Source organism: Pseudomonas sp. IzPS59 (assembly GCF_014863505.1).
In the GTDB taxonomy this organism is placed as follows: Bacteria; Pseudomonadota; Gammaproteobacteria; order Pseudomonadales; family Pseudomonadaceae; genus Aquipseudomonas; species Aquipseudomonas kribbensis.
In genome coordinates, this window is sequence record NZ_CP062251.1 from 3,461,098 (window position 1) to 3,480,531 (window position 19,434).

18 protein-coding genes and 1 riboswitch are annotated in these 19,434 nt (G+C 60.0%); of the genes, 10 read left to right on the plus strand and 8 right to left on the minus strand.

What is annotated here, in order from left to right; translation table 11 throughout:
- Nucleotides 1–253: 253 nt before the first annotated feature.
- A riboswitch (cobalamin riboswitch) is annotated at nucleotides 254–475 on the plus strand.
- Between the two features lie 121 nt (nucleotides 476–596).
- From IF189_RS15450 to cobM, 4 genes are all read left to right on the plus strand, one after another.
- Nucleotides 597–794 carry a CbtB domain-containing protein gene (locus IF189_RS15450; protein WP_016983301.1) on the plus strand — a complete coding sequence of 66 codons (198 nt, stop codon included), beginning with the start codon at nucleotides 597–599 and terminating at the stop codon, nucleotides 792–794.
- Between the two features lie 11 nt (nucleotides 795–805).
- Nucleotides 806–1,507, plus strand: a complete 702-nt coding sequence (locus tag IF189_RS15455) for a CbtA family protein (RefSeq protein ID WP_192551831.1) — start codon at nucleotides 806–808, stop codon at nucleotides 1,505–1,507.
- Nucleotides 1,504–1,917: a cobalamin biosynthesis protein gene (locus tag IF189_RS15460; protein WP_085710087.1), complete on the plus strand. Its 414-nt coding sequence runs from the start codon at nucleotides 1,504–1,506 to the stop codon at nucleotides 1,915–1,917. Before IF189_RS15455 ends, IF189_RS15460 begins: the two co-directional genes overlap by 4 nt.
- 91 nt (nucleotides 1,918–2,008) lie before the next feature.
- Entirely contained in the window at nucleotides 2,009–2,755 is a 747-nt protein-coding gene (gene cobM / locus IF189_RS15465; protein ID WP_192551832.1) for a precorrin-4 C(11)-methyltransferase, read from the plus strand.
- 47 nt (nucleotides 2,756–2,802) lie between these two features.
- Here the strand turns inward: cobM and nfuA are convergent, their stop codons facing one another.
- From nfuA to IF189_RS15480, 3 genes are all read right to left on the minus strand, one after another.
- Nucleotides 2,803–3,387, minus strand: a complete 585-nt coding sequence (gene nfuA, locus IF189_RS15470; protein ID WP_007959519.1) for a Fe-S biogenesis protein NfuA — start codon at nucleotides 3,385–3,387, stop codon at nucleotides 2,803–2,805.
- An 89-nt stretch (nucleotides 3,388–3,476) separates the two neighbouring features.
- Nucleotides 3,477–4,478: an acyltransferase family protein gene (locus IF189_RS15475; protein WP_134826528.1), complete on the minus strand. Its 1,002-nt coding sequence runs from the start codon at nucleotides 4,476–4,478 to the stop codon at nucleotides 3,477–3,479.
- A 59-nt stretch (nucleotides 4,479–4,537) separates the two neighbouring features.
- Nucleotides 4,538–6,832, minus strand: coding sequence for a fatty acid cis/trans isomerase (locus IF189_RS15480; RefSeq protein ID WP_192551833.1), 2,295 nt, complete (start codon nucleotides 6,830–6,832; stop codon nucleotides 4,538–4,540).
- 158 nt (nucleotides 6,833–6,990) lie between these two features.
- Between IF189_RS15480 and metH the strand changes: the two genes are divergently transcribed.
- On the plus strand, nucleotides 6,991–10,701 hold the full coding sequence (gene metH, locus IF189_RS15485) for a methionine synthase (protein ID WP_192551834.1): 3,711 nt from the start codon (nucleotides 6,991–6,993) through the stop codon (nucleotides 10,699–10,701).
- A gap of 99 nt (nucleotides 10,702–10,800) precedes the next feature.
- The gene (locus IF189_RS15490; protein WP_065257810.1) at nucleotides 10,801–11,019 is read left to right on the plus strand and encodes a DUF2970 domain-containing protein; all 219 of its coding nucleotides are present in this window, start codon (nucleotides 10,801–10,803) and stop codon (nucleotides 11,017–11,019) included.
- A 6-nt stretch (nucleotides 11,020–11,025) separates the two neighbouring features.
- Here IF189_RS15490 and IF189_RS15495 read toward each other — a convergent pair whose 3' ends face one another.
- Complete coding sequence (locus tag IF189_RS15495; protein WP_134826525.1) at nucleotides 11,026–12,099, minus strand: ABC transporter substrate-binding protein; 1,074 nt, start codon at nucleotides 12,097–12,099, stop codon at nucleotides 11,026–11,028.
- Between the two features lie 525 nt (nucleotides 12,100–12,624).
- Here IF189_RS15495 and IF189_RS15500 point away from each other — a divergent pair.
- Both IF189_RS15500 and IF189_RS15505 read left to right on the plus strand, forming a co-directional pair.
- On the plus strand, nucleotides 12,625–14,283 hold the full coding sequence (locus IF189_RS15500; protein WP_134826524.1) for a nitrite/sulfite reductase: 1,659 nt from the start codon (nucleotides 12,625–12,627) through the stop codon (nucleotides 14,281–14,283).
- Nucleotides 14,267–14,761 carry a DUF934 domain-containing protein gene (locus tag IF189_RS15505; RefSeq protein ID WP_007959510.1) on the plus strand — a complete coding sequence of 165 codons (495 nt, stop codon included), beginning with the start codon at nucleotides 14,267–14,269 and terminating at the stop codon, nucleotides 14,759–14,761. Before IF189_RS15500 ends, IF189_RS15505 begins: the two co-directional genes overlap by 17 nt.
- Before the next feature lie 60 nt (nucleotides 14,762–14,821).
- On the opposite strand, the gene sohB is transcribed toward IF189_RS15505, so the two are convergent.
- On the minus strand, nucleotides 14,822–15,844 hold the full coding sequence (gene sohB, locus IF189_RS15510; RefSeq protein WP_134826523.1) for a protease SohB: 1,023 nt from the start codon (nucleotides 15,842–15,844) through the stop codon (nucleotides 14,822–14,824).
- Between the two features lie 206 nt (nucleotides 15,845–16,050).
- Between sohB and IF189_RS15515 the strand changes: the two genes are divergently transcribed.
- Together IF189_RS15515 and IF189_RS15520 are read left to right on the plus strand one after the other, a co-directional pair.
- Nucleotides 16,051–16,761 (plus strand): histidine phosphatase family protein, encoded by a 711-nt coding sequence (locus tag IF189_RS15515; RefSeq protein ID WP_134826522.1) that lies wholly within the window; start codon nucleotides 16,051–16,053, stop codon nucleotides 16,759–16,761.
- A 48-nt stretch (nucleotides 16,762–16,809) separates the two neighbouring features.
- Nucleotides 16,810–17,127, plus strand: a complete 318-nt coding sequence (locus tag IF189_RS15520; RefSeq protein ID WP_114883460.1) for an SCP2 sterol-binding domain-containing protein — start codon at nucleotides 16,810–16,812, stop codon at nucleotides 17,125–17,127.
- A gap of 126 nt (nucleotides 17,128–17,253) precedes the next feature.
- On the opposite strand, the gene IF189_RS15525 is transcribed toward IF189_RS15520, so the two are convergent.
- The 3 genes from IF189_RS15525 to IF189_RS15535 are packed head-to-tail and all read right to left on the minus strand — an operon-like array spanning nucleotide 17,254 to nucleotide 19,433.
- A complete protein-coding gene (locus IF189_RS15525; RefSeq protein WP_192551835.1) occupies nucleotides 17,254–17,859 on the minus strand; it encodes a hypothetical protein in 606 nt (201 codons plus the stop codon).
- Nucleotides 17,856–18,893 carry a hypothetical protein gene (locus tag IF189_RS15530; RefSeq protein ID WP_134826520.1) on the minus strand — a complete coding sequence of 346 codons (1,038 nt, stop codon included), beginning with the start codon at nucleotides 18,891–18,893 and terminating at the stop codon, nucleotides 17,856–17,858. Before IF189_RS15530 ends, IF189_RS15525 begins: the two co-directional genes overlap by 4 nt.
- A 12-nt stretch (nucleotides 18,894–18,905) precedes the next feature.
- Nucleotides 18,906–19,433, minus strand: coding sequence for a PAAR domain-containing protein (locus tag IF189_RS15535; protein WP_134826519.1), 528 nt, complete (start codon nucleotides 19,431–19,433; stop codon nucleotides 18,906–18,908).
- Between the last annotated feature and the right edge of the window lies 1 nt (nucleotide 19,434).

A 19,434-nucleotide genomic window follows, 5' to 3' on the forward strand; every position in this document is an offset into this window, starting at 1 on the left:
CATCGAGAGGAGGTGCAGCGAAGCAAACCGTAGGCGATGCCCCCTGATGGACACCGTAGCGAGGGAACACTGAGCCTAAGCGAAGTGCCGTACGCCGGGGGAAGCCTTTTTGGTTACTTTTTCGGCGTTTGGAAAAAGTGACTCGCTGTAAGAGCGAAACCGCCAGCGGCAGCTCCCGAAGCAACGGATATGCCCCCCCTATCCAAACACACCTCACCCCATTCAATTGACTAAAAACCCCAGCCCATGGTCTCCTACACAACTTGTTACGGGTGCCCTTCACAGGGTGAAACGGGAAACCGGTGAATCATGTGCTTTACTCTAAAGCCATGTCAGTCCGGTGCTGCCCCCGCAACGGTAAGCGAGAGAGCGTCAGATCCACTGTGCCCACGGGCATGGGAAGGTGACGCTTGCAGGTCGGCCTGGCGCCAACCCCTCGTGAGCCCGGAGACCGGCCTGCAACGCACAGTGCGCATCTTGCGTCACTGAACATAACAAACCCGCGGTGGGCGGGCGCTGTTCGAACCTCTGCGTGCCCGACTCGCAGGGGTTTTCATGCGCTCCATTCACCCGCTGACACTCCAGAGGGAAGCGCCATGTCGATCATCAGCAGCACCGGCAGCAACACGGACAAAATCTCCAGCACCACCACCCTGAGCCAACGCCTGACCGCTGCGATCTTCGCGTCGATCCTGGGCGCAAGCCTGGTCTACTTCGCCGGTTTCTCGCACATCGAAGCGGTGCACAACGCCGCGCACGATACCCGCCACAGCGCCGCGTTCCCGTGCCACTGAGACCTGACGACATGATCAAGCGTATTGCGCAGACCGCAGGTTTCACCGGCCTTCTGGCCGCCCTGCTGCTGACCTTGCTGCAAAGCTTCTGGGTTTCGCCGCTGATTCTTCAGGCCGAAACCTACGAGAAGGCCGAGCCGGTGGCCGAAGTTCACGAACACGCCGCCGGCACCGCTGCCCACACCCACGATGCCGAAGCCTGGGAGCCGGAAAACGGCTGGCAGCGTGTGGTTTCCACCACCGGCGGCAACCTGGTCGTAGCCGTAGGTCTCGCCCTGATGCTGGCGGGCCTGTACACCCTGCGTGCGCCGACCAAAACCTCGCAAGGTCTGCTCTGGGGTCTGGCGGGTTACGCGACGTTCGTGCTCGCGCCGACAATGGGCCTGCCACCTGAGTTGCCGGGCACCGCCGCCGCTGACCTGGCTTCGCGCCAGATGTGGTGGATCGGCACTGCTGCTTCGACCGCTGTCGGCCTGGCGCTGATCGCATTCGGCGGCAACTGGCTGCTGAAGATCCTCGGCGTGGCGATCCTCGCTGTGCCGCATGTAATCGGCGCACCGCAACCGGAAGTGCACTCGATGCTCGCCCCGGAAGCACTGGAAGCCCAGTTCAAAATCGCTTCGCAGCTGACCAACGTGGCGTTCTGGCTGGCCCTGGGCCTGATCAGCGCCTGGTTGTTCCGCCGCAAAAGCGATGGTCAATACCACGCATGACCGATGACAGCGCAGCGCCGACCTTCGTGGTCGGCCTGGGCTGCCAGCGCGGCTGCCCGGCCAGTACGCTGCGCGCCTTGCTCGACCAGGCCTTGCAGGCCCATCGCATCGAACTCGAAGCGGTCAAGGCCTTGGCCAGTATCGACCTGAAACGCGACGAACCCGGCCTGCAGGAACTGGCGGCACAACTGGCGCTGCCGTTGCTGTATTTCAGCAGCGAAGAACTGGCCAGTTATCAGCAACGACTGAGTCACCATTCACAAATCGCCTTCGAGCGCACCGGTTGCTACGGCGTGGCGGAAAGCGCTGCTTTGGCGCTCGCCGAACAACTGATCCAGGCCCCGGCAAAACTGCTGATTTCCCGGCAAAAGTACGCCCAGGCAACACTGGCATTGGCCGGCGCGGCGTAAATTCCCGATAATCCCCGCTTTCGATCATGAGCATTCTTCATCTGAAGTGTTCTTGAAGCCTCGTTCCGCCCTACTTTCACAGGATCCAACGATGACCGTTTACTTCATCGGCGCCGGCCCCGGCGACCCGGAATTGATCACTGTCAAAGGCCAGCGACTGATCCGCAGCTGCCCGGTGATCATTTATGCAGGTTCGCTGGTGCCGGCGGCGGTACTGGAAGGTCATTCGGCAGATACCGTGGTCAACAGCGCCGAATTGCATCTGGAACAGATCATCGACCTGATCAAGACCGCCCACGCCAAGGGCCAGGATGTGGCGCGGGTGCATTCGGGCGATCCGGGCCTGTATGGCGCCATCGGCGAGCAGATTCGCTATCTGCGCGAGCTGCAAATCCCGTTCGAAATCATCCCCGGCGTCACTGCGACCGCCGCCTGCGCGGCGCTACTGGGCGTCGAACTCACGTTGCCGGACATCTCGCAAAGCGTGATCCTGACCCGTTACGCAGACAAGACGGCGATGCCTGTCGGGGAAGAACTGGGCAACCTGGCGCAGCACGGGGCGACCATGGCGATTCATCTGGGGGTCAATCATCTGGAGAAGATCCTCGCCGAGTTGCTGCCGCACTATGGCGCGGACTGCCCGATCGCAGTGATCCACCGGGCGACGTGGCCGGATCAGGACTGGGTGACGGGGACGCTGGAGGATATTGCCGCGAAGGTGATCGCCAAGGGGTTTCGGCGTACAGCGTTGATTCTGGTCGGGCGGGTGTTGGGCAGCGATCATTTCAGTGAATCGTCGCTGTATCGCGCGGGACATGCGCATTTGTATCGACCATAAAAAAACGGCGCTCACGGGGCGCCGTTTTTCATGCCGCAGCGAACGCCTTAGTAGTAGGCGTTTTCTTTCTGCGTGTGGTCGGTCACGTCGCGAACGCCCTTGAGCTCCGGAATGCGTTCGAGCAAGGTGCGCTCGATGCCTTCCTTCAGGGTCACGTCCGCCTGGCCGCAGCCCTGGCAACCGCCACCGAACTGCAGCACGGCAATGCCGTCTTCAACCACATCGATCAGGCTGACCTGACCGCCGTGGCTGGCCAGCCCCGGGTTGATTTCGGTTTGCAGGTAATAGTTGATGCGCTCGTTGATCGGGCTGTCGGCGTTGACCATCGGAACCTTGGCGTTTGGTGCCTTGATGGTCAGCTGGCCGCCCATGCGGTCGGTGGCGTAGTCGACGACAGCATCGTCGAGAAACGCTTCGCTGAACGAGTCGATATAGGCAGTGAAGCTTTTCAGCCCCAGCGCGGTATCTTCAGGTTTCTCTTCGCCCGGCTTGCAGTAGGCAATGCAGGTTTCGGCGTACTGGGTGCCAGGCTGGGTGATGAAGACGCGGATGCCGATACCCGGGGTGTTCTGCTTGGACAGCAGATCGGCCAGGTAATCATGGGCGGCGTCGGTAATGGTAATAGCGGTCATGGAAACTCCTCGCAGGCTTGGGCGGAGTTTACGCCAATCGGCGCGCGGCACAAAGTCCTAGTATTTACGTAGGAATAGTTCGCAATCGCCTAATCCGCAGGTTTGCCGTCGATTCGCGCTCTAAGCCATTGATAACTGCGCTTTTCCACCCAGTGATAACTCAGCCAGGAGCCCACGCCAATCGCCACGGCACACAGGATGAACATCAAATAGGGGTTGATCCCGAAGCGATGGGCCACAAATCCGCCAGCCGACAACACCAGAACATGCATCAGATAAACCGAGTAGGAACAGTCGCCCAGCAGCTTGAGCACACGGTTGCGTTCAACATGCCGCTCCAGCGCCATACAGGCCATGACCAGCACCGCGCTCGGCATCCCCCAGTTCAGAAGCCGGGGCGATGGCGAAAGATAATAGATCGCCAGTAACGCCGCGCCGATCCCCATCAGCGGCATCCACAAGCCCTGTCCAATCCAGCCGCGACGATAGAGCATGCCGATGCCGATCCCCAGCAGGAATTCGTAAACGATGTCCGAGCGATAAAACTCGCTGACCCAGCCAAACCCGGTCCAGGCCTGACACACCGCAAACAACAGCGCCGCGACCACCAGCAAGCGCACTTGCAGCCGAAACAGCAGCGCCCAGGCGAACAACACGTAGAACAGCATTTCGTAATTCAGCGTCCAGCCGACATTCAGGGTCGGATAGATCCCGTAGCCACCGGGGTTTTCGGTCGGGATGAACAGCAACGACAGCAGCAAATGACGCCAGTCCACCGTTTGATCCGGCAACAACGGCCGGGCAAACACCACCAGCAACGCCATCAGCACGGTGTACAGCCAATACGCCGGGACAATACGGAATAGTCGATACAGCAGAAACCGCGCCGGCGGCAGCGTCTTGCCTTCGGTGGAGAGGAAAATCACCAGCCCGCTGATCACGAAAAAGATATCGACGCCCACCGCGCCCTTGTCGATGAACAACTGCCCTATCGGCCCGCGTGCCTCGAAGTCGAAGAAAATCTGCATGAAGTGATGGCAGACCACCGCCCACGCGGCGAGCGCTCGCAGGGCCTGCACTGAAATCAACATCGATGGCGCTCCCGATCCCGTACTCCACAGGATTGGGACAGCGGCCATCGTTCAAACGATCAAAGATTCTCGTACCGGTTCATGTCCAGCACGCCCTCTTCCACCGGGTCGGTCTCATGGATGTACTGGCTCAGGTCATGGAAATAGAACCAGAACTGCGGATGACTTCGGCGGATGCCCCAGCGTTCGACGATCTTCTCGAACTGCGGCGCATCCTTGGCGCTTTCCATGGCATCGACAAACGCCGGCACCTGATCCGCCGGGATGTTGAACATGAAATTCGGGTAGCTGCTGAGCACGCCCGGATAAATGGTCAGGGTGTCGAGCCCCGGCTGATAACGCAGCGACTCACCCAGCAGGAACGCCACGTTGCTATGGGCGCGGTTGCGCAGCAGGCTGTAGACCTCACGTTTGCCGCTGCGGGTTTCGATGCGCAGCATGGTCGCTTCCGGCAATTGGTCGATCACCTTCAGACCGGCTGCAGGACGCGCCGTCAGGCGGCTCAGGGCCTGTTCGGCGTTTTGCAGCGCCGGGTCGATGTTCGGCCGCGAGCAATAGGCGTCCACGCAGCGGTTGATCGGATCGGGCCGCGCGTTGAGGTCGCCGTAGCGAGCGAGCAACTGCATGGCGAAGTCGTGTTTCGGGTCCTTTTCGTCGAGTTTCAGCGCGGTCGGCTTGTCGTCATCGATGGACTCGTAATCCAGCCACATCTTGAACTGGCCGCTGCTCTGATACCAATCGTCGAGGTAATCCTCGCGGGAATCGGCCGGCATCAGGCGCAGGAAGTTCTGTTCGGCGCCATTGCGGATCAAGTCGAAGTACAGCCGGGTCTGCGCTTGATGGGAGACGTTGCCGAACACGTCGAAATTGACCGCCAACTGGTAATAGGTGCGTTCGAGCAACGGATAGTCGAACAGCCACATGGTCTGCGGCACTTCACCGATCAGGCCTTTGGTCACCGAGGCGCTGTCGAAGTGGCGGAAGATGCTCAGCAGCGCATTGTCGTTACCCGCCCACAGGGTCGACCAGCTCGGCGCCGGTTGGTCGGCGTAGCTGTCACGGCGCAAGGCTTCGTACTTGTTGCGCTTGTTGCGGTAGTCGTGCCACAGGCTCAGGACGCTGCCGACATCGTCGTTCTGCCCCGGCATGGCCAGCAACGGCGTGGCCTGGCCGCGATAGTTCGGGTCGGTGATGTACAGGTCATGTTCAGGCGCCTGGAACAGCGCCCAGAAGTTGTCACGGATCACGTCGGTCGCGATCTGCCCACGGCACACCGGGCCGCGAATGAAGGTACGCACGAAGTATTCGGCGTTATCGAGCATGAACTGATACCGCGCCTGCGCCGGAATCGCCTCGAAGGTGGCGAACGGATTGGCCCGGCTCTGCGGCCCGTAGCCCGGCAGCGCATGCACCTGCCAGTTGCCGTTGTAGAACAGGCTCTTGACCCGCGCCATCTTCGCCGCGCTCAGCGGATAAGTGATGTGGGTCTTGTGCACGATCACACCCTGCACCGGCCACAGGCGGTAATACACCTGGGTGCCCGGGTCGTCATTGGGACGGCGGGTGGCGATCAGATCGATCGGCTGACCGGTCGGCGTGCGCGAACGCACCCACTGGAAGAAATGCCCCGATTCGCCGTCCTTGAAGTAGATGTGCGCCAGGAACCAGTGCTCGAACAGCCAGCGCCCGACCAGGCTTTCCCGCGCACCCGGCTGGTTGAGCAGGTTTTCCCACTGCACGATCTGCAGCGCTTCCTTGGCACTCGGCGCCAGGCCTTGCTCATCGATCGGCGCGCCGGACGCCAGCCAGCGCTGCAATGTCTGGTATTGCTGATCGGTCAGGCCGGTCACCGCCAGCGGCATGCCCTCTTTCGGGTGAGCGCCGGCATAGCCGTCGAACTCGGCGGGCATCGCACACATGTTTTCCCGTTGCAGGCCGAGGACGATGTCTTCCGGCAGTTTGGCGTTGGGTGTCAGCGGCGTTTTGTGCCCCAGCTCCAGCATGCGCGCCATCAGTGCGGCCTGACTGCCCTGGGCGTCGAGCACCGAATAGAAGTCTTTCTGCTGCCAGGCACGTTTGCCAAAAGCGTCGTAGAACAGCCGCGTGGTCGGCGCCGCTTGCGTACGCTCGCCGTCGTAAACCGGCATCTTGCTCGCGCCACGGGCCGCGCCTTCACCGCTGCCCAGGTTCAATTGGCAGGCAGAGTCGTAGCACGCATGGCAGGCCACGCACTTCTCGGTGAAGATCGGCTGGATGTCGCGGGTGTAAGAAATGGCAGGCGAGATCGCAGGACTTTGCGCCGCCGCGCCAAAGCTCAAAAACAGCAACACCATGCTGACGACGCGGTACGACATATCCCTGATCCTGATCCTGAATAAAAACGCCGCGATTCTACCGTTATGACGCCCGTGCCAACATGAGCGATATTCATGCAAAAGCGCCACATGCTCTAAATCCGCACAGGTTTGTTATGATCCCGCTCCTTCGTCATGGTCTTTTTCGAGTAGTCCCAATGTCCGATCGCAGCGTCCGCCTTCAAGCTCTCAAGCAAGCCCTCAAAGAGCGCATCCTGATACTCGATGGCGGTATGGGCACGATGATCCAGAGCTACAAGCTCGAAGAGCAGGATTATCGCGGCAAGCGTTTCGCCGACTGGCCGACCGACGTCAAGGGCAACAACGATCTGCTGGTCATTACCCGTCCCGACGTGATCGGCGGCATCGAGAAAGCCTACCTGGATGCCGGCGCCGACATCCTGGAAACCAACACCTTCAACGCCACCCGCATTTCCATGGCCGACTACGGCATGGAAGAGCTGGCCTACGAACTCAACGTAGAAGGCGCACGACTGGCGCGCAAGGTCGCCGACGCCAAGACCGCCGAGAACCCGGACAAGCCACGCTTCGTCGCCGGCGTCCTCGGCCCTACAAGTCGCACCTGCTCGCTGTCGCCGGACGTCAACAACCCGGGCTACCGCAACGTCACCTTCGATGAACTGGTGGAAAACTACACCGAGGCCACCAAAGGCCTGATCGAGGGCGGCGTCGACCTGATCCTGATCGAAACCATCTTCGACACCCTCAACGCCAAGGCTGCGATCTTCGCTGTGCAAGGCGTGTTCGAAGAGCTGCACATCGAATTGCCGATCATGATTTCCGGCACCATCACCGACGCCTCCGGCCGGACCCTGTCGGGCCAGACCACTGAAGCGTTCTGGAACTCCGTGGCCCACGCCAAGCCGATTTCGGTCGGTCTGAACTGCGCCCTCGGCGCCCGTGAACTGCGTCCGTACCTGGAAGAGCTGTCGGACAAGGCCAGCACCCACGTCTCGGCGCACCCGAACGCCGGCCTGCCGAACGAATTCGGCGAGTACGACGAACTGCCGGTGGACACTGCCAAAGTCATCGAAGAATTCGCCCAGAGCGGTTTCCTCAACATCGTCGGCGGCTGCTGCGGCACCACCCCGGGCCACATTGAAGCCATCGCCAAAGCCGTCGCCGGTTACGCGCCACGGCAGATTCCGGACATTCCCAAGGCGTGCCGCCTGTCGGGTCTGGAGCCGTTCACCATCGATCGCAGCTCGCTGTTCGTCAACGTCGGCGAGCGGACCAACATCACCGGCTCCGCCAAGTTCGCCCGCCTGATCCGCGAAGACAACTACACCGAAGCCCTGGAAGTCGCCCTGCAGCAGGTCGAGGCCGGCGCCCAGGTGATCGACATCAACATGGACGAAGGGATGCTCGATTCGAAGAAGGCCATGGTGACCTTCCTCAATCTGATTGCCGGCGAACCGGACATCTCCCGCGTACCGATCATGATCGACTCCTCGAAATGGGAAGTGATCGAAGCCGGCCTCAAGTGCATTCAGGGCAAGGGCATCGTCAACTCGATCAGCATGAAAGAAGGCGTCGAGCAGTTCATCCACCACGCCAAACTGTGCAAACGCTACGGCGCTGCCGTGGTGGTGATGGCGTTCGACGAAGCCGGCCAGGCCGACACCGAAGCGCGCAAGAAAGAGATCTGCAAACGCTCCTACGACATTCTGGTCAACGAAGTCGGCTTCCCGCCGGAAGACATCATCTTCGACCCGAACATCTTTGCCGTGGCCACCGGTATCGAAGAACACAACAACTACGCTGTGGACTTCATCAACGCCTGCGCCTACATCCGTGACGAGCTGCCGTATGCCCTGAGCTCCGGCGGCGTGTCCAACGTGTCGTTCTCGTTCCGCGGCAACAACCCGGTGCGCGAGGCGATCCACTCGGTGTTCCTGCTGTACGCGATCCGCGCCGGCCTGACCATGGGCATCGTCAACGCCGGGCAGCTGGAGATCTACGACCAGATCCCGCAGGAGCTGCGCGACGCCGTTGAAGACGTGATCCTCAACCGCACGCCGGAAGGCACCGACGCCCTCCTCGCCATCGCCGACAAGTACAAGGGCGACGGCAGCGTCAAGGAAGCCGAGACCGAAGAATGGCGCAGCTGGGACGTCAACAAACGTCTGGAGCACGCACTGGTCAAGGGCATCACCACCCACATCGTCGAAGACACCGAAGAGTCCCGTCAGTCCTTCGCCCGCCCGATCGAAGTGATCGAAGGCCCGCTGATGTCCGGCATGAATATCGTCGGCGACCTGTTCGGCGCCGGCAAAATGTTCCTGCCGCAGGTGGTGAAATCCGCCCGCGTGATGAAACAGGCCGTGGCCCACCTGATCCCGTTCATCGAATTGGAAAAAGGCGACAAACCGGAAGCCAAGGGCAAGATCCTGATGGCCACCGTGAAAGGCGACGTACACGACATCGGCAAGAACATCGTTGGCGTGGTGCTGGGTTGCAACGGCTACGACATCGTCGACCTCGGCGTGATGGTGCCGGCGGAGAAGATCCTGCAGGTGGCCCGTGAAGAGAAATGCGACATCATCGGCCTGTCCGGCCTGATCACCCCGTCGCTGGATGAAATGGTCCACGTGGCCCGCGAGATGCAGCGTCAGGACTTCCACCTGCCGCTGATGATCGGCGGCGCGACCACCTCCAAGGCACACACGGCGGTGAAAATCGAGCCGAAGTACAGCAACGACGCAGTGGTCTACGTCACCGACGCTTCCCGCGCCGTGGGCGTGGCGACGCAGTTGCTGTCCAAGGAGCTGAAAGCAGGTTTCGTCGAGAAGACCCGCGAAGAGTACATCGACGTGCGTGAGCGCACGTCCAATCGCAGCGCCCGTACCGAACGCCTGAGCTACGCCGCCTCGATCGCGAAAAAACCGCAGTTCGACTGGGCTTCCTACACGCCGGTCAAACCGACCTTCACCGGTACCCGGGTGCTGGACAATATCGACCTCAACGTCCTGGCTGAATACATCGACTGGACGCCGTTCTTTATCTCCTGGGACCTGGCCGGCAAGTTCCCGCGCATCCTCGAAGACGAAGTGGTCGGTGAAGCCGCGACCTCGCTGTACAAGGACGCCCGCGAGATGCTGACCAAGCTGATCGACGAGAAGCTGATCAGCGCCCGTGCGGTGTTCGGCTTCTGGCCGGCCAATCAGGTACACGATGACGATATCGAGCTGTACGGCGATGACGGCAAGCCAATGGCGCGCCTGCATCACCTGCGCCAGCAGATCATCAAGACCGACGGCAAGCCAAACTTCTCCCTGGCCGACTTCGTTGCGCCGAAGGACAGCGAAGTGACCGACTATGTCGGTGGTTTCATCACCACCGCCGGGATCGGCGCCGAAGAAGTGGCCAAGGCTTATCAGGACGCTGGCGACGACTACAACTCGATCATGGTCAAGGCCCTGGCCGACCGTCTGGCCGAGGCCTGCGCCGAATGGTTACACCAGCAGGTACGTAAAGAGCACTGGGGTTATGCCAAGGACGAAGCCCTCGACAACGAGGCGCTGATCAAAGAGCAGTATTCCGGCATTCGCCCTGCCCCGGGCTACCCGGCGTGCCCGGATCACACCGAGAAGGCTACGCTGTTCGCCCTGCTTGACCCGGAAGCCCAGGAAATGCGCGCCGGCCGCAGTGGCGTGTTCCTGACCGAGCACTACGCGATGTTCCCGGCGGCAGCGGTCAGCGGCTGGTACTTCGCCCATCCGCAGGCGCAATACTTCGCCGTGGGCAAGATCGACAAGGATCAGGTGCAGAGCTACACCTCGCGCAAAGGTCAGGAACTGAGCCTGACCGAGCGCTGGCTGGCGCCGAACCTGGGTTACGACAACTAACCCGGAGCCCGAACAAAAGACCGCAGCCTGCCCCGCAGCTGCGGTCTTTTTTCATGGGTTGGCTATGCTTGTCTGACACACACGGCAGACGAGGGATTTATGGACGATCCAGTCGACAACAAGCCACCGACCTTCTGGCAGATGCTGCACAGCGTCATGGCGGCGGCGTTCGGCGTGCAGAGCGGCAAGAACCGGGCAAGGGACTTCACCCATGGCAAGCCCAGCCATTTCATCTTCCTGGGCATTGCGTTCACGGCGGTGTTCGCCCTGACGCTGTTTGGCATCGTGCAACTGGTGGTGCATCTGGCGGGCGCCTGAACCGCCTCAGTGCATCAGGGTCTGCAGGTTGAACGGATAGCGGTACGAGGCCGGGCGGCCCTTCGCCGACATCTTGTGAAAGTGCACGCCGTAATCCGGCGACGTGCCCATGGCCAGCATTCGGCGGGCATGATCCTTGTCGATCAGTTGCAGCAAGGGAATCTGTCGGTCGCGGCCGCCGTACTGGCTCAGGTCGACGCCCTGCGCATGATCGTGCACTTCCACCAGCGCCCAGCCTCCCAGGGTGAAATGACCGCCGAGCAATGCGCTCAAGCGTCCGTCGATCATGGCCTGCAACGCCGCAGGCGAAGTATTGACCGCGCTGAACAGCACGTCTTTGCCCGGCACTTTCCCGATCTCGGAAACCGCTCGCATCGCGCCGAAGGCCATTTCGTCGTTGGCCGCCCATACCAATGACACCTTGGGGTAACGAACCAGCAACTGCCGGGCCTGCTCATAAGCACGCTGCTGTGTCCAGCCGCCATAGACCAGTTGCCGCAAACGGACTTCGGGATGCTCGGCCAGCGCCCGCTGCATGCCTTGCTCGCGCAACTGCGACGACGGCGTGATCTTCAGGCCGGAGAACGCCAGCAATTCGATGCTGGCACCGGGGGCCACCGGTGGATGCAGGCGGATCAACTCCTTCATCAACAGGTAACCGCCCTCCTCGTCATTGGGCACGAGGCTGCCGATGCGGTCGGCCCGGTCCCCGACCAGCGCTTGCTGATTGGGGGTCAGCGCGGCATTGACGATAAACAGCTTCACCCCGCTCTGATTGGCCATGCGCAGGATCTGCGGCGCGATGTATTGCTCGTTGGCGAACATCAGATAATCGGGACGATCAGGCCCCTGCAAGGCTACCCGGGCCTGGGCCAGGGTCATTTCGGGCTGACGCTGGGAATAGAGGATCCGCAGATCGACACCCAGATCCCGGGCGGCGGCCTGCATGAATTGCGAGTAGCTGACCCAGAACGCTTCGTCGGTGGCTCCAGGATTCAGAAACAGCACAGACTCCGCCCGCGCGCCGACTCCAAAGGCCAGGCCCAGCACAAGCAGACTGATGTGGAGAAACTTGAACATGAAACATCCGGGCCCGGGGAAAAATGGCCGCGCATTATAGCCATTCAATCGCCGGCCATTAGCGCCTGATCCCGCTTTTTGTCCGACAATCGTCGGAAGCGGGCCCGGAGGGGTCGTTTTACTGATGACTGACCCAGAACACCGCTGTGCCCACGACCAGAATGATCAGGAACAGAATGGCCCACGCATCGACACTGCTATCGCTTTTCCTTGCCTTGGTTGGATTGCTCATTGCATCGCCTCTTGTCGGTTTTATCGGTGATTGCAGAAAGACTCGACCACAGTTAAGACGATGATTGTCCGCACGACAAATGTGGGTTAGTTGACACCCGTTCTCGTTAGGCGATTTGGTTCTTTACATATACTCAAACATCACTTTTGCGCATAACTGCAAACGGGTATATTGCCCCGGCTCCATTAGGGAGTGCGCGGCCGTGCGCGCGTAATTGCCGAGGCACCATCGGACTCCAGCAAGCGAAAACGCAGCGTTTTCCGAGTAGCCCAAAGCCTGAGAACAGGACTTATATGTACGTATACGACGAGTACGATCAGCGGATCATCGAGGACCGCGTCAAGCAGTTCCGTGATCAGACCCGACGCTATCTGGCAGGTGAGCTGAGCGAAGAAGAATTCCGCCCCCTGCGCCTGCAAAATGGCCTGTACATCCAGCGTTTCGCGCCGATGCTGCGGGTGGCGGTGCCTTACGGCCAGCTGACTTCGCGTCAGATGCGCATGATGGCCAAGATTGCCCGCGACTACGACAAGGGCTACGCCCACATCAGTACTCGCCAGAACGTGCAATTCAACTGGCCGGCGGTCGAAGACATCCCGGACATCCTCGCGGAACTGGCCACCGTGCAGATGCACGCGATCCAGACCAGCGGCAACTGCCTGCGCAACGTCACCACCGACCAGTTCGCCGGTGTTGCGGCCGATGAGTTGATCGACCCGCGTCCGTGGTGCGAAATCGTCCGTCAATGGACCACGTTCCACCCGGAATTCGCCTACCTGCCGCGTAAGTTCAAGATCGCCGTCAATGGTTCGACTTCCGACCGCGCGGCCATCGAAGTCCACGACATCGGTCTCGAGCCGGTGCACAACGCCGCTGGCGAACTCGGCTTCCGCGTGCTGGTTGGCGGTGGTCTGGGCCGTACACCGGTAGTTGGTGCGTTCATCAACGAGTTCCTGCCGTGGCAGGACCTGTTGAGCTACCTCGACGCGATCCTGCGGGTCTACAACCGCTATGGCCGTCGCGACAACAAATACAAGGCGCGGATCAAGATCCTCGTCAAGGCGCTGACTCCAGAAGTCTTCGCCCAGAAAGTCGATGCCGAGATGGAACACCTGCGCGGCGGCCAGACCACGCTGACCGAAGCCGAAGTTCATCGCGTCGCCAAACACTTTGTCGATCCGGACTATAAGGCACTGAGCAGTCAGGACGCCGAACTGGCCGCCCTCGACAAGGAACACCCGGGCTTCGCCCGCTGGCGCACCCGCAACACCCTGGCGCACAAGAAGCCGGGTTATGTAGCCGTGACCCTGTCCCTGAAGCCGACCGGGGTTGCACCGGGCGACATCACCGACAAGCAGCTCGACGCCGTCGCCGATCTCGCCGACCGCTACAGCTACGGTCAACTGCGCACCTCCCACGAGCAGAACATCATTCTCGCCGACGTCGAGCAGAGCCAGTTGTTCACCCTGTGGGGCGAGTTGCGTGAAGGCGGTTTCGCCACGCCGAACATCGGCCTGCTGACCGACATCATCTGCTGCCCTGGCGGTGATTTCTGCTCCCTGGCCAACGCCAAGTCGATCCCGATCGCCGAATCGATCCAGCGCCGCTTCGACGACCTGGACTACCTGTTCGACATCGGTGAACTGGACCTGAACATCTCCGGCTGCATGAACGCCTGCGGTCACCACCACGTCGGCCACATCGGCATTCTCGGTGTGGACAAGAAAGGTGAAGAGTTCTACCAGGTCTCCCTCGGCGGCAGCGCCAGCCGTGACGCGAGCCTGGGCAAGATCCTCGGCCCGTCGTTCGCCCAGGACGACATGCCGGATGTGATCTCCAAGCTGATCGACGTGTACGTGGAACAGCGCACCGAAGACGAGCGCTTCATCGACACCTACCAGCGTATTGGCATCGACCTCTTCAAGGAACGCGTCTATGCAGCGAATCATTAAGAACAACGAGGTCGTCGACGAAACCTGGCACTTGCTGCCCAAGGATTTCAACATCGACGAAATCAGCAACTGCGACGACCTGATCGTCCCGCTGCAGCTGTGGCGTGAACACGCCCGCATGCTCAAGGCCCGCGACGGTGGTCTGGGTGTGTGGCTGGATGCCGACGAAGAAGCCGAGGAAATCGGTGACGACGTGAATGAGTTCCAGGTGATTGCCCTGAACTTCCCGGCGTTCACCGATGGCCGCAACTACTCCAACGCCCGCCTGCTGCGTGACCGTTACGGTTTCAAAGGCGAACTGCGGGCGATTGGCGACGTGCTGCGCGACCAACTGTTCTACATGCGCCGCTGCGGTTTCGATGCCTTCGCCCTGCGCGCAGACAAAGACCCGTACGACGCCCTTGAAAGCCTCAAGGACTTCTCGGTGACCTATCAGGCCGCCACGGACGAACCGCTGCCGCTGTTCCGTCGCCGGTAAATCCCCGGGTCGTACTCAAAAAAACGCCGGTCATTCGACCGGCGTTTTTTTATGCCCGCTTTACCAGAAACGTTGCTGGGTCAAACGGCTCCACCAGCTCAGCAGCAGACGATCCACCGAACCGCTGGCCGCCATGCCGATGCGCTCCTGCAGGCTTTTGCGTTCGGCATAGTGCAGGTGATAGACCTCGGACTTTTTCGCCCGGTCCGCCAGGTATTCGTCACTGGTCTTGAGCTCGTCCACCAGTTGTTTTTCCAGCGCCGCGAGGCCGAGCCAGACTTCACCGGTGGCGACTTCGTCGATCGCCAGCTGCGGGCGATAGCGGGCAACAAAGTTCTTGAACAGCTTGTGGGTGATATCCAGGTCTTCCTGGAATTTCTCCCGGCCCTTCTCGGTGTTTTCGCCGAACACGGTCAGGGTGCGTTTGTATTCGCCGGCGGTCAGCACTTCGAAGTCGATATCATGCTTTTTCAGCAGGCGGTTGACGTTCGGCAACTGCGCAACCACGCCGATGGAACCAAGAATGGCGAATGGCGCGCTGATGATCTTCTCGCCGATGCACGCCATCATGTAGCCGCCGCTGGCTGCCACCTTGTCGATGCACACGGTCAACGGCACGCCGGCCTCGCGGATACGCGCCAGTTGCGACGATGCCAGACCGTAGCTGTGCACCATGCCGCCACCGCTTTCAAGACGCAGGACGACTTCGTCCTTCGGTGTGGCCAGGGTCAGCAAGGCGGTGATTTCATGACGCAGACTCTCGGTAGCGGAGGCCTTGATGTCGCCGTCGAAATCCAGCACGAACACCCGGGGTTTGCTTTCGGGATTCTTCTTCTGTTTCTTCTCGGATTTGGCTTCACCCTTGCGCAGGGCCTTGAGCTGATCCTTGTCGAGCAGGCTTTGCTCCAGGCGTTCACGCAAGCCTTTATAGAAATCGTTGAGCTTGCTGACCTGCAGCTGGCCCGCGGCCTTGCGCCGGCCCTTGCTGCGCAACGCAGCGAAACTGGCCAGCACCACCAGAATGGCGATGACCAGTGTGACGGTCTTGGCCAGGAAACTGGCGTATTCAGTCAAAAACTCCACAGTGACTCCTTCAAACGATGCGCCGTTGAAAAACGCGCGCGGGGATGACTCCAGCATACCCATGCACCGCCTCGTCGGCCAGCCGTGAAACCTCTGGAAACAGCCCTGTAACGGGCATTTCAAACAAGCGTATGTTTTTTCATTGACAGCTCTCCGTCATCCCCATAACCTCGCCACAACCTTCAACGTACCGGGATGACGCGGACGTGGGCAGCATCTACTTGATTCGACATGGCCAGGCCTCCTTCGGTGCAGACGACTATGACGTCCTGTCGCCGACCGGTGTACGCCAGGCAGAAATTCTCGGCCGTCACCTCGCCGAACTCGGAATCAGCTTCGACCGCTGCCTTTCGGGCGACCTGCGCCGTCAGCAGCACACGGCCAACAGCGCGCTGGAACAGTTCGCCGCTGCCGGCCTGCCGGTGCCTGCTCTGGAAATCGATTCGGCCTTCAACGAGTTCGACGCCGACGCCGTGATCCGCGCCCTGCTGCCGGCCATGCTGCCCGAAGAACCCGAAGCACTGGACATCCTGCGCAACGCCGCACAGAACCGTGGCGAGTTCCAGCGCATCTTTGCCCTGATCATCGAACGCTGGCTGGCCGGCACCTACGACACGCCCGGCCTGGAAAGCTGGCTGGGGTTCGTCGAACGGGTCCAGGCCGGTCTGAACCGTATTCTCGATCAGGCCGACAACACCCAGAAAATCGCAGTGTTCACCTCAGGCGGCACCATCACCGCCCTGCTCCACCTGATCACGCAAATGCCTGCCCGGCAGGCCTTTGAACTGAACTGGCAAATCGTCAACACCTCGCTCAACCAGCTGAAGTTCCGCGGTCGCGAGGTGGCTCTGGCTTCCTTCAACAGTCATGCGCACCTGCAACTGCTGAAGGCCCCGGAACTCATCACTTTCCGCTGAGTCCGGATTACTGTGACCCTGCTGCAATCAACCAAAAAGGATCGAACCATGACCTCCGTAGCTGATGCCGTAAAAGCAATGCAAGCCAAGTTCAACCCAGCCGCTGCTGCCGGCCTGGATCTGGTCTTCGGTTTCAATATCACTGACGAAGACAAGCAATACGCTCTGATCGTCAAAGACGGCACTTGCGACATCCAGGAAGGCGAAAACGCCGACGCCAACTGCACACTGGTGCTGGACAGCGAAACCCTGAAAGGCATCGTCAGCGGCGAAACCGACGGCATGCAGGCCTTCATGGGCGGCAAGCTGCGCGTTGAAGGCGACATGATGCTGTCGATGAAACTGTCCGAGCTGTTCCCGGCGTAAGTCGCAGACCAGCCAAAAAAAATCCCGCCTTGATGGCGGGATTTTTTGTTTCAGGACTCAATAAATCACAAGCAGGACAAGCCCGACGTACAGCTCTCTGCTTCGGGGTTTCAATCAACAACCCTTTCAGCGTTTCGATACCGAAGAAGAGTTGAGCGCTTTTTCGAGTTCAAGATAGATGATCTCTTCATCACTACCCTTCACAAGCAACTCTGCCATCGCCATCGGGTCGAGCTCTTTTGCGACCACGTTCCAGTTGAACGTCACAACATATGTTTCGCCCTTGATCGTCAAGAACAACCAATACGTATCGAACGGTTTGTCTGGTACCTCGAAAAAGCTGTACACGTACCGGATCTGCTTTTTCAAATCCGGCGTGTACAGCATCAGCTCATGCGTATCGACCTCCGGATATTTGTCTTCGATAGCAACCAACGCAGTGGCCAACAAAGTGTCATTGTCGAGCGCCTGCAAGGTATCCGGACTATTCCGTAGCATCGTCACCGGGCTAGCCTCGGCAGGAGTCCCCATCATGCGTGGACGATACATCCCCGAACTGAACCACTTTGTCGCGTCAAACCGAATTTCTTCCGGGCTCCAGTCACCGTAGTACATCATTATTTTTGCAGACATCCGATCTTCCTTGAGATGGGCCGACAGTCCGGCCACACCGAGCAGTAACGCCAGAGTAAAGATAAACAACCTGATTGCCGATGAACGCTTCAACTTCATACCGGTTTGTACTCGCGAAGCTGTTTGGGAACGCCATCTGGCGTGTCACCGGATCGAACATCCCGATGGGCACCCAACGCATCGAGCGGATAGCCGATTTGAGTTTCGTATTTCTGTCGGCTATCGACGTGGGCGAGCAAATTACGCTGTTCCTCGGTAACTGTCGGTACAGGCGCTACCGGAGCCTGCTCACCAGGTAGTTCGGCGGAGTCGTTTTTTACCGTTTTGCGATGCTCGGCCAACTTGCGCAGGTAGGCGATTTTATTCTTCTGGTATTGCTGTTGCGCCAGACGGTCGGAACTCATCTTCTGCCGAATTCCGCCTACGGACTCCCGCTCGGCCGCGGTGCCATAAGTCGTGTCGTAGTTGCTTCGTCGCGGGAAAGCCCAGACAGTAGCCTTTGTGGTATTGGCAAGAATTTGTGCAAGGCTGCGCTCGTAGTGAGGATCCTCGCCTTCGTTCACCTTGAAGTTCGCGTCGATACCAAGTCCGGTACGGCAGGCATACGAATAGATCCTGGCACCGTAAGCGAAGGCTTCCGGCTTGAACATTTGTGCCTGGGCATCACGCAGACGATAACTGTCGCGCTTGTCCAGTTCGTATCCCAGTTCAATACTGCCAACCACGCCGTGAGAAAAGAAATCCAGTTGTTTTATCTCTCTGCCACGGCGCTGGCGGGCCTGGATAAAATCCACGAGACCTGAAATCGAATCCAGCTCCCGATATTGCGCGCCGTGCTCACTTTCAACCAGGTTTTTCACGGCAGTGAGCAGCTTCTCTTCATAGTCGTCTTTGAAAATCAGGAAGACTCGCTGCCGAGAGAAGTTTGGTGTGCCTTCAGGGTACTTGGTCAGTTGCCGAATGCCCTGGTTGATGAAGCGCATCTTGTTGCCTCGCTGGCTACGGAGCTTCTCGATCATCGACATGTAAGATGCCCCCACCACGGTCACATAGTCCTGAGCGAGCGTTCCCTTGACCTGCGTAGTCCCATGCTGATCGCTGGTTTGCACCTGTTTCTTTTTCGGAGTGGCCACGTTCAACTTTCCTTAGTAATCAATGCCCAGGGCATCCAGGTGAGCGGCGGCTTCCTTGCCCCATTGCACGACAATCGATGTCGGATCGGCTGTGAATACCCGTGCCGCGTTACCGTGATTGTCGGTGTGGCCGACCAGACGCTGACCATCGCCGGTTTCAATGCAATAGAGCATGTCGGGTATGGCTTCGCCGGTCCCTTCGTCCACCAACTGGAAGCGCTCACTGTGCTTGGGTACGGTAATGATCGGCGTGAAAGGAGCGGAGCCGACCTGGGTGCCGACGAAAACATCGCCGGAACCGGTAATGATCATGCCGCCATGAGCAGTGGCACTGCCGAGAAAGGCTATGGGCTTGCCATTGATCAGGATGTTGCCGATGCCTTCGGTGACCGTATCACCACACGCCGTGGTGTCGCCGACACGCAACACGGGCATGCCGTTGATGTTCACATCGGGTGAACCGCTGGTGCTGGGGTTGGTACCGTGGCCAGTGACCGGACAGGCATTGAGATCGCTCAGGCGCGCGGCAGGCTTTGCCATC